Origin of the sequence: Paenibacillus sp. 1_12 (genome assembly GCF_900114475.1) — a bacterium.
Classification (GTDB): Bacteria; Bacillota; Bacilli; order Paenibacillales; family NBRC-103111; genus Paenibacillus_S.
On the sequence record NZ_FOTE01000016.1, the window covers coordinates 18,419 to 33,316 of the forward strand.

General features: G+C 45.9%; 12 protein-coding genes. 5 read left to right on the forward strand and 7 right to left on the reverse strand.

Annotated features, from left to right (window positions below):
* Position 1: 1 nt before the first annotated feature.
* The 7 genes from BM210_RS25990 to BM210_RS26020 form a co-directional block, all read right to left on the reverse strand.
* Complete coding sequence (locus BM210_RS25990; RefSeq protein WP_091175067.1) at positions 2-1,171, reverse strand: Ger(x)C family spore germination protein; 1,170 nt, start codon at positions 1,169-1,171, stop codon at positions 2-4.
* Positions 1,168-2,751 carry a spore germination protein gene (locus BM210_RS25995; protein WP_091175069.1) on the reverse strand — a complete coding sequence of 528 codons (1,584 nt, stop codon included), beginning with the start codon at positions 2,749-2,751 and terminating at the stop codon, positions 1,168-1,170. The genes BM210_RS25990 and BM210_RS25995 overlap by 4 nt, the downstream gene beginning before the upstream one ends.
* A 279-nt stretch (positions 2,752-3,030) precedes the next feature.
* Positions 3,031-4,245: a M24 family metallopeptidase gene (locus BM210_RS26000; protein ID WP_256224041.1), complete on the reverse strand. Its 1,215-nt coding sequence runs from the start codon at positions 4,243-4,245 to the stop codon at positions 3,031-3,033.
* Between the two features lie 25 nt (positions 4,246-4,270).
* Complete coding sequence (locus BM210_RS26005) at positions 4,271-5,014, reverse strand: amino acid ABC transporter ATP-binding protein (protein WP_091175074.1); 744 nt, start codon at positions 5,012-5,014, stop codon at positions 4,271-4,273.
* 13 nt (positions 5,015-5,027) lie between these two features.
* A complete protein-coding gene (locus BM210_RS26010) occupies positions 5,028-5,672 on the reverse strand; it encodes an amino acid ABC transporter permease (RefSeq protein ID WP_091175075.1) in 645 nt (214 codons plus the stop codon).
* Positions 5,673-5,699: 27 nt separating this feature from the next.
* Entirely contained in the window at positions 5,700-6,563 is an 864-nt protein-coding gene (locus BM210_RS26015; RefSeq protein ID WP_091175077.1) for a transporter substrate-binding domain-containing protein, read from the reverse strand.
* Positions 6,564-6,618: 55 nt separating this feature from the next.
* Complete coding sequence (locus tag BM210_RS26020) at positions 6,619-7,245, reverse strand: TetR/AcrR family transcriptional regulator (protein WP_256224042.1); 627 nt, start codon at positions 7,243-7,245, stop codon at positions 6,619-6,621.
* 472 nt (positions 7,246-7,717) lie between these two features.
* Between BM210_RS26020 and BM210_RS26025 the strand changes: the two genes are divergently transcribed.
* From BM210_RS26025 to BM210_RS26045, 5 genes are all read left to right on the forward strand, one after another.
* On the forward strand, positions 7,718-8,683 hold the full coding sequence (locus tag BM210_RS26025; RefSeq protein WP_256224060.1) for an ABC transporter permease: 966 nt from the start codon (positions 7,718-7,720) through the stop codon (positions 8,681-8,683).
* Positions 8,684-8,731: 48 nt separating this feature from the next.
* Positions 8,732-9,610 carry a carbohydrate ABC transporter permease gene (locus BM210_RS26030; RefSeq protein ID WP_091175080.1) on the forward strand — a complete coding sequence of 293 codons (879 nt, stop codon included), beginning with the start codon at positions 8,732-8,734 and terminating at the stop codon, positions 9,608-9,610.
* Between the two features lie 32 nt (positions 9,611-9,642).
* On the forward strand, positions 9,643-11,166 hold the full coding sequence (locus tag BM210_RS26035) for an extracellular solute-binding protein (protein ID WP_091175082.1): 1,524 nt from the start codon (positions 9,643-9,645) through the stop codon (positions 11,164-11,166).
* A 118-nt stretch (positions 11,167-11,284) separates the two neighbouring features.
* The gene (locus tag BM210_RS26040) at positions 11,285-13,591 is read left to right on the forward strand and encodes a helix-turn-helix domain-containing protein (protein WP_091175084.1); all 2,307 of its coding nucleotides are present in this window, start codon (positions 11,285-11,287) and stop codon (positions 13,589-13,591) included.
* A 67-nt stretch (positions 13,592-13,658) separates the two neighbouring features.
* Positions 13,659-14,819 (forward strand): enolase C-terminal domain-like protein, encoded by a 1,161-nt coding sequence (locus BM210_RS26045; RefSeq protein WP_371263551.1) that lies wholly within the window; start codon positions 13,659-13,661, stop codon positions 14,817-14,819.
* Positions 14,820-14,898 lie beyond the last annotated feature (79 nt).

Consider the following 14,898-nt stretch of genomic DNA (forward strand, 5'->3'; position numbering starts at 1 on the left):
GCTATTTCTCCTTTGTGCCAAATGGAGTTCCTACGTTCATGCCGGTACTCAATACTTCAGTATCAACCTCAACATGAAACCGACTTTGGGCAAATCGCTTGTCCCACGTAGGCTCCAAGCGTTTCCAGAGCTTTGAATTTTTTCTGTAAATCTGATTTCCGATTCCGATGATATCCAGCTTCTGCCGCTTGAATATCCCTATCGCATGTAGAATTTCTTGTTCGACCTGTTCGCTGATTCTATCTTCATAGCGCTCTATTTCTTTTTTTGATTCTAAACGGGAGCATCGTAGTTCTCCTACAGTTCCTTTGATTTCAATCTTTACATTGATCGTCGTCTCATTTTCAGTTACATTGGGAATTATTTTACTGTTAAAAGAGAGTACTTCCAGTGATTCTTTGTTATGAACCTGACCATCTGCACTCCCTACACAAGGGAATTCAAGTATCCCATAATTGTATTTATCGGTCAGCATGATTAACGCTTCTGTGTCCTTATCCTTAAGTATGTCGACCAGTTTACCTTCTTTGATAATCGCGACTCCAGATACAACCGCTTCACTGGGCGAGATGCCTTTATGAATATAAGGAATGGCTGAGGTTTTGGAGGGGCTCTTTAATTGAATAGCTAGCTCATACAATGGGATGCTAGAGGTTTTGGCGGAATAAAGGGCACCGTTGGTCTCCATTTTTTTGAATTGCTGACCAATGGTTTGCTCAATAAAAGGTTGGATTTTTAAAAAATCGCTGGCTGATCCTTCTGTAACTAAGGGGAGAACCGTTCCACGAGGTTCGTGATCTCTTGAGAAATAATCAAGGACTTCCCTTATGTTTTGGGTTCTGGCCAACTGTTCTCCGAGCAGAATAACGCGCATATGATCCCACTTGGGCTTGCGTCCGAACTTCATGGGGATGTCCCGAATGGCTTCAAACATGGTTTCCCCGCTCGTTTGAATATTGATGCCCTTCTTTGCAGAGTTATCCCCACCTTCCATTCCCATTTTGCTTGAAGGATTGTAGAAATGGGTTGTTAAATGGAATAGATTGTCCTTGGTCATGTCAATGGCGACCGCTTGGACATATCCGTATTCATCCAGTTCATTATTATCCCAGCAACCGGTGATCAGAGCAAGGAACAGGAAGGAAAAGATAATGGAGGCAATTGGCTTCACTGCATCTTCTTCCCCTCTGAGGTCTTTTTGTTCAAATGTCGATTCCGAGGTGAATGAAGCAGCATCCGTCGTGGTAAGACGATTAATGCATCCCGCAACCGATTGATGTCCAGTGGCGTTATACTAGCCAGGTAAGGCTGCCCCAATGAGCGTAAGGTTGCTAAATGGAGGTATATCAGGATGAAGCCAATCATGATGCCAAGTCCTCCAAATGTTGCTGCAAGAATCATTAATGGAAACCGCATGATTCTAATCGCTATTGCCATGTTGTATTGAGGCAATGCAAAGGAAGCAATACCCGTTAAGGCAACGACAATGACCATAACTGGGGAAGCAATCTGGGATTGAATGGCCGCCTGCCCGATGACCAATGCCCCTACAATACTCACGGCGGAGCCAATGGGGCGGGGCAAACGAACTCCCGCTTCCCTCAGCAATTCAAAAAAAAACTCCATGATGAGCGCCTCCACCAAAGCAGGGAAGGGAATTCCCTCCCGTGTGTTCAATATGGCTAGAAGTAAGACAGTCGGGATAAGCTCAGAATGGAAGTTGGACAAGGCGATATAGGTACTAGGAAGCATCAGCGCGATAACAAATGCGGCCATCCGAATGATTCGAATTAATGATGAAAATATTGTTCGATAATAATAATCTTCACTTGTAATAAAAAACTCCATGAAATTACCCGGACAGATTAATGTGGAGGGGCTCCCATTTACCATAGCGATTATCTTACCGTCTAACAGAGCTGATATCGTGTTATCTGGGCGTTCCGTATATCGAACCTGTGGAAAGGGGGAGTAGGCGGAATCTTCAATCCACTCTTCAAGGTACGAAGCCTCGAGAATTTCTTCCTTGTCCATTTGTGCAAGACGATTTTTAAAATTAAGTAACGTTTCGGGCTTCACGGCTCCTTCCAAATAACCGTACGCTACTTCTCTTTGGCTCTGCTCACCTGCTGAAAAAAACTCGAATTTAAGCTTTGGAGATTTAAGCAAGCTTCGTATTACGCCGATATTGCGATCAAGATTCTCGATGAAGCTTACATGAGGGCCTTGTACACTAGGCTCAGTAATAGGTTCGGCAGCCTGTCGCTTTTCAACATCCAAGGCCATATAACTTAACGCTTTATCCCATTCGTTAAAAAAGATGACTACTGTGCCGTCTAGAATACTTTTTATGGCTTGATCGAAATTTTCTATAATTTCAGCAGACGGAGAGGTAACTCCATCATTTTCAAAAAAAAGAATCACATCTTCAATGGTTACAGTCATGGCAGGCCCGATTTCGTGCGAAACGAGATTTTGCAGCGTCTCTTTTAGATAATTAGTATGATTAGTTTTAACCAGCGTTTCAAAATAAACAGTAAAAGCAGTTTGCTCTAACTCAGGGCCGTAGCTCCAATGGAAGATCTTTAGATCCTCACAATTAGCAAAAGAATCTTCTATCAGGCTTAAGTTATCTTCCAAACAGGAAGAAATGATGTTGGTTGTGAGAGGTCCAGTTGTAAGGTCCGGTTGAGCAAGTGGAGTGGACGGATCGCTAGGTGATGGATTCTGGTCAATTGGATGTTTCCGCATGCTGCTCTCCTTACGGGAAAAGATGATGACAGTATTAACATCATTGACACGAATTGGGTATCATATTCAATTCGAAATGGATGTAAGGACATTCAGTCGAAGAGTCTACTTAATTCCTTGACCTATGGAATCAAATACGATGAGTTTTCTTTATCCGACTGTGCGGTACAAATAAAACTGTATCAGCCCCAATATGGCAGGAGCCAAAAAACCAGTAAAACTACTTAAGTCCCCACCTGATGAAAGGTGAGGACTTATTCTACGTTTACGGTTTAAACTTTATATTGAAATGAGATCCCTCGATAGTTCGTTAAGCCGCTCGCAGCCATGTTCTGTGACCAACACCATATCCTCAATCATGATTGAACCTATGCCGTATCCATAGTAGGGGGTTTCCAAGCATATGACCATGCCCGGACGAAAGACGGCTGACTCGGACGGACTGATGAAAGGGGCTTCTTCTGCCGCTAGACTTAAGCCCGCACTGTGTCCAAGATGTCCTCTGTTGTAATTCTCCAATCCAGAACGGCGAATTACATCCATGACCTCATGAAAGACGCTGTTCATAGGCACTCCCGGCGCTATGAGCTCAAGGAGACGATCATGTCCTATCCTTAGCGCGTCGTAGATGCGCTTCACGGTATCCGAAGGATCACCGAGTACAAAGGTACGTGCAATGTCCGATCCATACCCCGCGACATCGACCCCTACATCAAACTTAATGACATCCCCAGGCTCACTCGGACGCGTATCGAAGTTATGAGCAGGAGCGAAATTGGCTCCGACAGAAATCATATGAAAGCGGGCCGTAGAGAAGTCAGGACGCTTCATTAACCCCTTTCGAAAAGCTTCTACGATTTCCGCGGCAGAGCTGCCGACTCCAATGGTACGAACCGCCTCCGTAATGCCTGCCTCGGCATAGGCACAGCCCTTACGGAGTTGGGTTATTTCCCATGGAGACTTTACCGCTCGCAGCTCGGTAAAGATAGCACTCGCTTCCATCAACTCCAACGTACCGGCTGATTTCTTTAAGGACAAGGCTGAGCCATGCCGCATGGCACTTAACTCCACAGCTACCTTACCGCGTGTAACTCCATGCTCGGCAAGCACTTGCATCAACAGGCTGAACATTTCCTCAGCTTGGGGCGAGACCGGACGTTTTCCTTGATATTGCCCGCCTTTAAGACCCAATGGGTCATCCACGTCTACCCAAGTGGGATAGGCCCTGATCTCACTTTGAGGCAGATCGCTCACCACTCCTGCCGCCTCGAATTCATTCATGATCAAGATCGTCTTACGACTTGGATCTCGAAACAGGACTGCTAACGCGACTTCATTCATACGTAACGTATACATGAAGGTACTCGGATGACCGGAGAGGTAATAGAAGTTCTCACAGCTTGAGGCGACAATAGCTTCAAGCTCTTGATTTTCCATGATCAATCGTGCTCGCTCAGCTATATATTTTAAATGTTCTGGATCTATGGGGATCAAAGCGTTCAACTCCTTATGCATTCGATTAATGATCCATTTGTCTTAGAAACTTACGTGCTCGATCGGTTTGCGGCTGATCGAAGAACTGCTTCGGAGTTCCTTCTTCCTGAATGACGCCTTCGCTCATAAAGATAACCCGGTTCGATACCTCCCGGGCAAACTTCATTTCGTGAGTAACGACGATCATGGTCATACCTTCTAGTGCTAGCTGCTTCATTACAGCCAGTACTTCGCCTGTTAATTCAGGGTCTAGAGCTGATGTTGGCTCGTCAAATAACATAATCTGAGGATTCATAGCCAGTGAACGGGCAATGGCTACCCGCTGCTGCTGGCCGCCGGAGAGCCGGGAAGGATGCTCATGAATTTTATCCAGTAGTCCCACCTTAGCTAGTAAAGATTCGGCAAGCTGGATAGCCTGCGCCTTGGGCATTTTTTTCACAGTCATTGGAGGCATAATAATATTTTCAAGGACAGTCATATGTGGAAATAGATTAAATGATTGAAAAACCATACCTGTTAATGTGCGAATATCCCGTAAAGCTTGTTTTTTTGATGGCAAGTTACCGGTCGCGTCCCACTTCACGCTGCCGACTCGAACTGACCCTTTAGTAGGCTCTTCCAGCCCGTTCATGCAGCGGAGGAGTGTGCTTTTTCCTGAACCGCTTGGCCCTAAGAGGACCACAATTTCTTGAGGACGGATGTGCAGATTAATATCTTTTAATACCAACAAGTCGTCGAACTGTTTGCTCAGATTTATACATTCAATCATGGTTCACACGCCCTTAATAAGCCTTGGCTAGTTTGTTTTCAATGCGGTTAAGAATGTTGGAAAAAACCATGCTCATGATCCAATACATAAGTGCAATTGCTAGATAAAAAGGCATGCTTACATAATATTGGGCCATCAGCAGTTGGGCAGACCGAAGTAATTCAGTGACTGTCACCAAGGAAACCAAGGAGGTCTCTTTGAGCATGCCTATAAAAGTATTGCCCATGGGAGGAATCGCCACTCGGGCTGCTTGTGGAAGAACAACCTTCCATAAAGCTTGCCAAGGAGAAAGTCCCAGAGAGAAGGCCGCTTCCGTCTGTCCTTTACTCACTGATAGGATGGCACCGCGAAATGTTTCGGATAAATAGGCGCCAATGTTGATACTCAGCGAAATATAGGCCGCTGTGAGCGGCCCGAGTTTAATCCCATAATCAGGTAAACCATAATAAATAATAAAGATCTGAACGATGATTGGGGTTCCGCGGATGATCGAAACATATCCTTTGGCCAAGCTAGTGATAAACCAATTTCCCTTCAACCGCGCGATTGCTACAAGCAAGGCGATAAAAAATCCAAAGAACATCGAGACGACCGTGATATTCAAGGTGTAGTAGGCTCCCTTTAATAGATAGCCTAAGTTTTCAAGTACCAGTTCCATTCGTGCTGCCTCCCGAGGTCAAACCGCTTAAATATTCGGTTCCACATCAAACCATTTTTTGAAAATTGTCGTAAACGTTCCGTCTGTCTTCATTTCAGCTAATGCTTTATTAATCGCTTCGACCAGCTCTGGGTTATTTTTGCGAACCGCTACACCTGCGAAGTCTTCCTTAATCGGTTGCCCGACCGCTTTAATTTTGAATTTGTTTTTTTCGATTAAAGGCTTGATAGCAAATACGTTGTTAATGGTGGCATCAATTCTTCCGATGTTTAAATCCGTCAAGGACGTAACCACGTCGTTATAGGTGGCGATTTCAAACTTGCCGACTTTCGGCATAGCAACATCACGTAAATATTTTTCGTCATTCGTACCGAGACCAACACCAATCTTCTTGTCTTTGAAATCTTCAATGGATTGGATCGTTGTGTTGTCGCTCTTTACGACTACGTTAACTGCATTCTTAACATATGGATTGGAGAAGTCCATTGTTTTCTTGCGATCTTCTGTAATCGTAACTTGGCTGATAAGTGCGTCATATTTATCCTTCTGCAATCCTTCGATTAAGCCCGAGAATTCCCCAGTAGTAAATTCGACTTGAACACCTAACCTTTTAGCCACTTCTTTGGCAACATCCGCATCGAAACCATCCACTTCTTTCTTTTCATTCAAAAAGTTGTAAGGTGCATAAGTTCCCATTAATCCGACTCGGATTTTACCTGATTTCTTGATTTGTTCCAACAGGTTCGAAGGTGCTGCTGTTTCCGCGTTTGGATTACCGCTGGCAGCAGGTTTAGGTGATTCGACTGGCTTCTGCCCGCATCCTACTAAAGCTAAGGCGACTACACTGATCAAGGAAACGGATTTAAATAATTGTTTGAATTTAATGGACATTCTCTACACCCCTATATCGTTTTTATATTTGTTATCTTGCTTCTAAATGCCTACATTATCCCATCAACCCGCGGAATTCGAACCTTGCCGTTTCTTCAGCTATTTCTGAAGGGGTATACGTCGATTTATAATCTACGTCATGCATAGGGCCGAACAGCCATTTGGTCAACACGCCTGTAATTAATGAGACAAGAATGGTTACACGAAGCGATAAGTCGATCGTACTGGGCAGCATCTGTAATTCGATAGCTCGGTTTACATTGTTCTTGAAAGCTTCCTCGAACGTGAGCCATGTTTGGGATACAGCATCCTGCACGAGCGGGTCTGCGCCTTGACCTTTGATCAGCAGTAAAGCCATTAAATATCGATTCTGATCAGCGAATTCGAACAGATCCGTCAACAACCGAGCAGACGATCTTACCATGTCATCTACCGATCCCGCATGTTTGCGATAACCTTGTTCAATGACTTGGTGTAACTTTTCTTTACCATCCTCGATAAGCTGGATAGCAAGCTTTTCTTTACTTTCGAAGTACCAGTAAAAGGTTCCTTGTGAAACGCCTGCGGATTTGACCACATCCGAGACCTTGGTATTGTGATACCCTTTGCGTGCAAATAGCTCCAGTGCTAAGGACATTAATTCTTGCTTGCGGTCTTGTTCTTGATCCGATATGGATGGCATGTTCAATATCCCCACTCTATTAACTGACGAGTCAGTTAAGGTTAATTCCGATTGGTTTACTATAATTTAAAGATTGCGTTGTTGTCAAGATATAGTGGAAAATAATCAATTAACATTTTCGCGGCTTCCATATCCGTTTGATGAGCTTATCCGAGTCCTTAATATCGCTCTTCGTATTGACATAAGCGGATTGCACGATGGGCGCGGTGCAAAGCTCCTGAAAGCTTTGCTTTACGTTTTTAATGAACGCGATAGCTGCCGTGGTGTGGTACAACTCGCATTTTAAAGGATGAATAAATAGGTGAAATCCGTTTCGAACAGGGAGCGGATTTTTAGTGTTTTCCTGATTTTCCGCGGTACGACGGGCTTTTTTTGTTTGAAAAAAAGTCTAATTGCGGAAATGTTGACGTTCCACTAGGATGTGATTACTGCTGGTGCACAAAGCTGATGAGAAAGGGGGTGTAAGATGAAAATGAATCAAGATATGACGTCTGGAATGAGACCGGCCGCCCCAAAGACGATTAAGAAAAGTCGCTCAAGGGTATGGTCGATTCTTATGCGGGATAAGTTTTTATATTTGCTGGCGCTGCCAGGTATCCTGTTTATCATTGTTTTCAAATATGTTCCCATGTGGGGGATTGTGATCGCTTTCCAGGATTATTCTCCGTATCGGGGTGTGATGAACAGCGCGTGGGTGGGATTCGAGCATTTCAACCGGTTTTTCTCCAACCCGGACTTTATGCTGCTGTTTCGTAATACGATGGCGATTAATATTTTGAATTTGGTGTTTTACTTCCCGCTGCCGATTCTGGTGGCCCTGCTGCTCAATGAGGTGGTAGGTAATAAATTCAAAAAGACAGTGCAATCGATCGTCTATCTGCCGCATTTCCTGTCGTGGGTTATTATAGTCGGGATAACTATCCTGATGCTGTCCAGAAGCGACGGAGTTATTAATAATATGATCGTGGCGCTCGGTTTGCCCAAGGTTGATTTCCTGACCAATCCTAATTTGTTCTGGGGATTGTTAACGGTACAATCGATCTGGAAGGAAGCGGGCTGGGGAACAATCATATTTTTGGCGGCAATGGCGGGGCTTGACCCTCAGCTGTATGAAGCGGCTCGAATGGACGGTGCCAAGCGACTGCGTCAAATGTGGCATATTACGCTGCCAGGTATTCGCAATGTGATCTTGATCCTCTTGATCTTGCGAATCGGCAATATAATGGATGTCGGATTTGAACAGGTGTATTTGATGAAAAATGGTGCCGTTTCCGAGGTAGGGGATGTATTTGATACGTATGTGTATCGTCTCGGAATTCAGCAGGGGCAGTTCAGCTTTAGTACGGCGGTTGGTTTGTTCAAGTCGGGGATAGGGCTTGTGCTCGTGTTAATCGCGAACAGTCTGACGCGGCGGTTTGGTGAAGAGGGCGTTTACTAGGTCTTTCGTTTATTAGTGGGCGCTTATCCAGTAAGGCAGGGGGATACTATGAGGAAAAGCAAGGAAGATCTCCTTTTTCCGATATTTAATTATGTGTTGTTAACCTTGATTAGTCTGATTACGATCTTTCCGCTCTATTATGTATTTGTCGTTTCGTTCACAGATCCTTCTGAATATGTAAAGGGCGGGATGCAGTTTTTCCCTAGCAAATGGACGTTGGTCTCCTATAAATATTTGCTATCCACGCCAGCCTTTATGAATGCAACGTTGGTCAGCGGCTTTCTGGCAACCGTAGGAACTGCATGCAGTCTCATTGTGACAGCGGCTCTAGCGTATACTCTTTCTCGTAAAAGAATGCTGGCGCGACGGCTCATTATGCTGCTTGTGTTATTCACGACACTGTTCAATCCAGGACTGATCCCTCCATATTTGCTGGTAAGAGATTTGCATTTAATTAATAGCTTGTGGTCGTTGATTATTCCGGTATTGACCAGCGGCTGGTATATTCTGCTGATGAAGGGCTTCTTCGACAGCATCCCGGACAGTCTGGAGGAAGCTGCACTGATTGACGGCTGCAATGATATCGGCGTCTGGTTCAAAATTATTTTACCATTGTCGCTTCCGGCGATGGCGGCATTCGGTCTCTTTTATGCGGTCGGGTATTGGAATACGTTTTTCTCGGCGGTATTGTATATGAGTGATGCGTCCAAATGGCCGCTTCAGGTGTTACTGCAAAATATGTTAATTGATTCCTCAACAGCAGCGGGTGGTGCGGCAGCTCAGGAAATGATGAATGAGCAGACGATTCCTCCGGAAACATTGAAAATGGCAGCAGTTGTGATTGCAACGGTACCGATCCTGCTCGTTTATCCTCTTTTACAAAAGCATTTTGCCAAGGGTGTTATGGTTGGTTCAGTTAAGGGATAAGATAGCCAAAGAAATATGGGAGGGTTTATAGAGTGAAACAACAACAGCATGTTATAGTTAAAGGATCGACGCTGCTTCTAGCAGCAAGTATTGCCTTGACGGGCTGCGGTGTAGAGGGCGGCAAGACTGAGTCACAGGGAGCTGCCACACCAAGCAAGCCGACAGACGTGTCGATTATGACCAACTTCAGCACACCGGAACCACCTGGTGCAGATAATGTGATCGTACAGGAAATTGGCAAGCGCACGAATACGAAATTGAATATTCAATGGGTGTCTCCCAACAACTATACAGAGAAAACGAAGGTAACGTTGGCCTCCGGTGATATTCCAGATTTGATGTTTGTCGATCCGTTCGATCCGCTGGTGCTGCAAATGGCCAGAGACGGGGCATTCTGGGAAATTACGCCTGATATGATCAAAAGCTATCCGAACCTTGCAGCTTACCCCAAAGAGGTATGGACCAACTCGAAGCTGCAGGACGGCAAAAATTACGGTATTCCGGCCGTGCGTCCTTTAGGTGGTTGGTCGTATCCGAATATTCGTAAAGACTGGCTCGATAAGCTGGGACTCAAAGTGCCAGAAACCATTGATGAGCTGTTCCAGACCATGAAAGCTTTTACCTTTAACGATCCAGATGGCAATGGCAAACAGGATACGTACGGACTAGCGGGCAATGTTGGAACGTTCCTGTTTGAGCCGCTGTTCAACTCAACACAGGGCAAATGGAAGATGAAGGATGGCAAGCTGACCCACATTTATCTGGAAACAGAAACTCGCGATGCGATCGCTTTTCAGAAAAAGCTGTACGACGAGAAGGTCATTCCCGAGGATTTTGCTGTACTAAAAACGAGTCAGTTCGAGGATATGGCGAAAGCTAATAAAGCGGGTATTTGGACCGATACGGTAGAAGCTTCATGGCGTCCAACGGAAGAGCTAAGAAAGACGATTCCGAACGCGGACATGATGCCGATTACGTACCTGATCAGCCCAAGCGGCAAAAAAATGGTGTACCAGTTCCGTGGCCTGAACGGGATTTATGTCATTCCGAAAAAAGTATCTGATGCGAAGCTGAAAACGATTTTGCAGCTGATGGATTACGGCTCCTCCGAGGAAGGTGCGAACCTGGCCTGGTACGGACTTAAAGATGTGCATTATATTGAAAAAGACGGCATTAAGACAGCAACCGATCAGGCGAAAAAGGATATCGTTTCGCAAAGTGCACTCGGCAAAATCTTCAGCCGTGACGAGAAATATTTGTGGGCGTATCGTACGGGCATGCCGAACGATATCTTTGAGCGCAACAAAAAAATTATCGACGAACGTGCCAAATACGCGATACCGGATATCGGCTATGGCTTGTACTCGGAAACGGCGATCAAGCTGGGTGCGGAATTTGACAAGAAAACCGAGGATCTGAAGGTCAAGATCATTATGGGCAAAGAACCTCTTACCGCTTGGGATGATTGGGCGCAAAAGCTGTCCAAGGACGCAGATTTCCTGAAAATTATTAAAGAAACAAACGATTCCTATCAATCGAGAATGGCCAATAAATAGGAAAAGCATCGTACCATCCTCATTAAGCGTGCTGGATTATTTATTGTCATATGATATGACCAGGCTCATGGGAGGCATCTCTCATGGGCCTTACCCCTACTAGAATACAGGTGAATGGATGATTCGAATCAAGTGGCACAAACGAACAGATACCCGAACCTACCGAGGTCACGTTTTCCAGCGGAGTCTGATCCTGATTTTACTGGTTACGATCATTCCAACCATACTCATATCAGTCAGCAGCTACTATATAGGGGTTCGGTATATTGAACGTGAGGTTGAAAGAACCCACAGCCTGCAGCAGGAATACACCATCAAACAGGTTAATGATGCTTTGAGCCATCTTCAGGTCAGCATGAACCAGTGGGCGCTTAATCCGATTATGAGCGAGAAGTTGCGAGGGATCGATTTTAAGGACAATTATGCGCTGACGATGGAATTCTATCAATCACTGACCGTTATGAACAATAGCAGTGCATTGATTGATCAGGTTTATGTATATCTGGAGAATCCGTCCAGACTCGTATCTGACAGCCAAGGCATTCGCAAGCTCAGTACGGAGGAAACGGAGCTGTACCGCAAATTGATGACGAGCAAGGAACGGCTCTTCTGGCGGAGCTTGGACGCCGCGGGAAAACCGGGTATGTTTGTTATACACAAGCTTCCGGTCATCGGTGAGCCGTTCGGCGCGATTCTTGTCCGTTTGAATGAAAAGCAGCTTATGAACATCGCAGGTTTTGATGAAAGCCTAGGCGGGACGATCTTTATCCGTAATCTGGAGGGCTACTTTTTATCCCGTGACCATTTTTCCCCCAGAATCAAAAGTTTGAATGAGGCGATTGAGCAGGAAATTCAAACGAGAACGGAGCTTTCTTCTTTTCGCTGGAGCTGGAACAACGAGCCTTTTTTTGTATCAACCTCTACGATTCCATTAACCTCCTGGCAGTTGGTTTCGGCGGTCCCGTTATCTGAATTCGTAAAGCCCATTGTGATCGTGTCCAGGCTTATACTGGGAGTCGGGATAGTGGGGTTTATCCTGATTTTGTTTAGCTCGTGGTATGCTTCAGTTCGACTTTATCAGCCGATCCATCGCCTGGTCCGTACCTTCATCTCGCCTTCAGGTTTTGAGCCGCTGCTCGTTCCCAAAGATGAGATTACCTACATTGAGGATCAATGGCGGCATCTGAACAGCGAAAGCCATATGCTGCAATCGCGGCTGGAGGCGCATTACTCGACTTTGAAGATCGGCTTCTTGCTGCAGCTGGTACAGGGCCACTTGTTACTGCTAAACGAGGACGAGATCAGACAACGTCTGGAGCAGTATGGCTGGGAAACGGAAAATAAGCGGTTTGTCGTTGTTGTCGTGCAGCTGCTTGGATTTCAACAACTCAAAGGAGCATTTCGTGATGATGAGCAGCCTCTGGTTACTTTTGCGGCAGCGAACATCATTGAAGAGCTGACCCAGCATGACGATGTGTGTGTGATGAATCTGCACGATCTGTCCGTGGGCTTGTTCATTATGTTTCCTGACCGTATCTCCTCTTCGGAAATATCGAACCGTTTGAATGAAATGGCTGCTGAAATCGGTCAAAGTCTGCATCGGATTCTGAAGATGGACACGGTCGTAGGTTTAGGAAAAACAATGTCCTCCATCAGTCAGGTACCGAATGCGTGGGCAGAGGTGCAGCAAGCACTGCGGCACAGAAAGCTGCATGAATCCAATCAAATTATAGATTTAAATGAACCAATGAATGAGGATAACAGCGCAGCCAAATACCCGTTTACGGTTGAAAATGATCTGATCCATTCACTGTTTATCGGCCTTGGCGATGATAGCCGCAGGTTGCTGAATGTCTTTTTTCAGGAACTGAAAAAAAATTCGGAGCTGGAGCTCTTCCTGCAGCAGGGCAGTCTCAAGCTGCTCGGTTCGATTCAATCCTCGATTATGCAGTCGGGAATTATTCAGGCAGGCTCTTTGTATGATTGGGGCCAGCTGTTCGCTGAACTGTTGGCGCTGAAAGATATTGACGCGATGTGCACCTGGTTTGACGATAAAATCATTCAGCCGCTCATTACTGAGCTTGCGCATAACCAGAACCATAAAGCCCGACAACTGATCGAAATTTCGATCGGCATGATACGTACCGAATACCATACGGATATTTCACTTGATCTGTGTGCGGATCGACTCGGGCTTGCTGCGTCCAGCTTGAGTAAAATGTTTTTCCAGGTAACCGGCTTGCACTTTGTCGATTATATTACCAAGGTCCGATTGGATCATGCCAAGCACTTCCTGATGCATTCCGATCTAAAAATGCAGGAAATCGCCGTACAGATTGGCTACCAGCCCGCTTATTTCAATCGAATTTTCAAGAAAATGGAAGGGATGACTCCAAAGGACTTCCGCGAGCTTCACAAAGTTTAAAGATGAATGACATGTTAATACATCCTATGAGAATTGCAGTGAAGGGAGCTTTTTGACATTGAAGGTTATGGAGCAGCTTAGTCAGATACAGCATCACATAGAATCGATTGAGGTTTACCGTTATGACGTGGATGTGCAGCGTAATTTTAGTCATGGTTCGTGGAGTAACCGTATCCACGGTTTTATCCGTATCACATCCGCAGGGCAATCCGGTTGGGGAGAAAATATTATTGCTGTGAATCAGGATCAGCTGGATTTGCAAGCTTGGCTGGAGTCGTTTCAACCCTTGATCGGCATGCGCATCTCAGATGGCATTGCATGGCTGATGAGCCATTTGCAGCAGAATGGGTCCAAAGCGACCGAAATGCTGGAGACGGCTTTGGTCGATCTGGCCGGAAAGCTGCTGGGCCTGCCAGCCGTTGTCTTGTTGGGTCTGGAAAGGACAGAGGCTGTACCCGGATTGTATTGTATTCTGGAGAACGACACGGAAGTCGTGAAGGAGAAGGCGCTGTTGTCACTTGAGCAAGGCTATCGTACGCATCTCAAGGTGAAGCTGTTTGGGGATATCGAGTTGGATAAGGCGGTCATTCAAGCCGCTAGATCGGTCATTGGAGAGGAAGCCTTTCTTGTTGGCGATGTTAATGATGGATACCGCAAGAAGCAAAGCACTGACAGTCTGGATGGGCTTACGGCTGCGATGCTTCAGCTGTATGCGATTGGATTGAACGCATGTGAAGACCCGGCGAGCCTGACGACTGAACAGTGGATAGAGCTGCAAAATCGGGTCGGTGGGCTGCAGCTTCTTCCAGATGCGCCGCTGCGTCCAGCTGTCACAGCGATTCAAACGGCTGCTCCGGGTATGGGTGGCATCTACAATATCCATCCGGGCTGCGCAGGCTCATTGATTCATGCCGTTGATTTAGCAAGAACGATTCAGGGCTTCGGCGCCAAGCTGATGATCGGCGATGACAGCTTGGTCGGACCTGCTTGCACGGTGTGGCAGCAGCTGGCGATTGGATTAGGTGCAGATTGGGTCGAGGCGTTGGAAAAGCCTGGTGAGTCCGAGGAATTCGAGTCCTGTGTTCTGACACAGGCTACCTCGCGCAGTGGCGATGGCCGAGTGTGCGTAACAGAGCCTGCGGCGGGCTTCGGCTTGTATATCGATCAGGAGCGGCTGTTGGCAGTATGTAAGGATTACTATCGAATTACTCAAGAGCTAACGGTATAGCAGTAACCTACCAGCATGTAACGAAGCGAAGCGTGGTCACCTCCTTGAGGAAGACCCTCCATTTACTATTTTCAATATA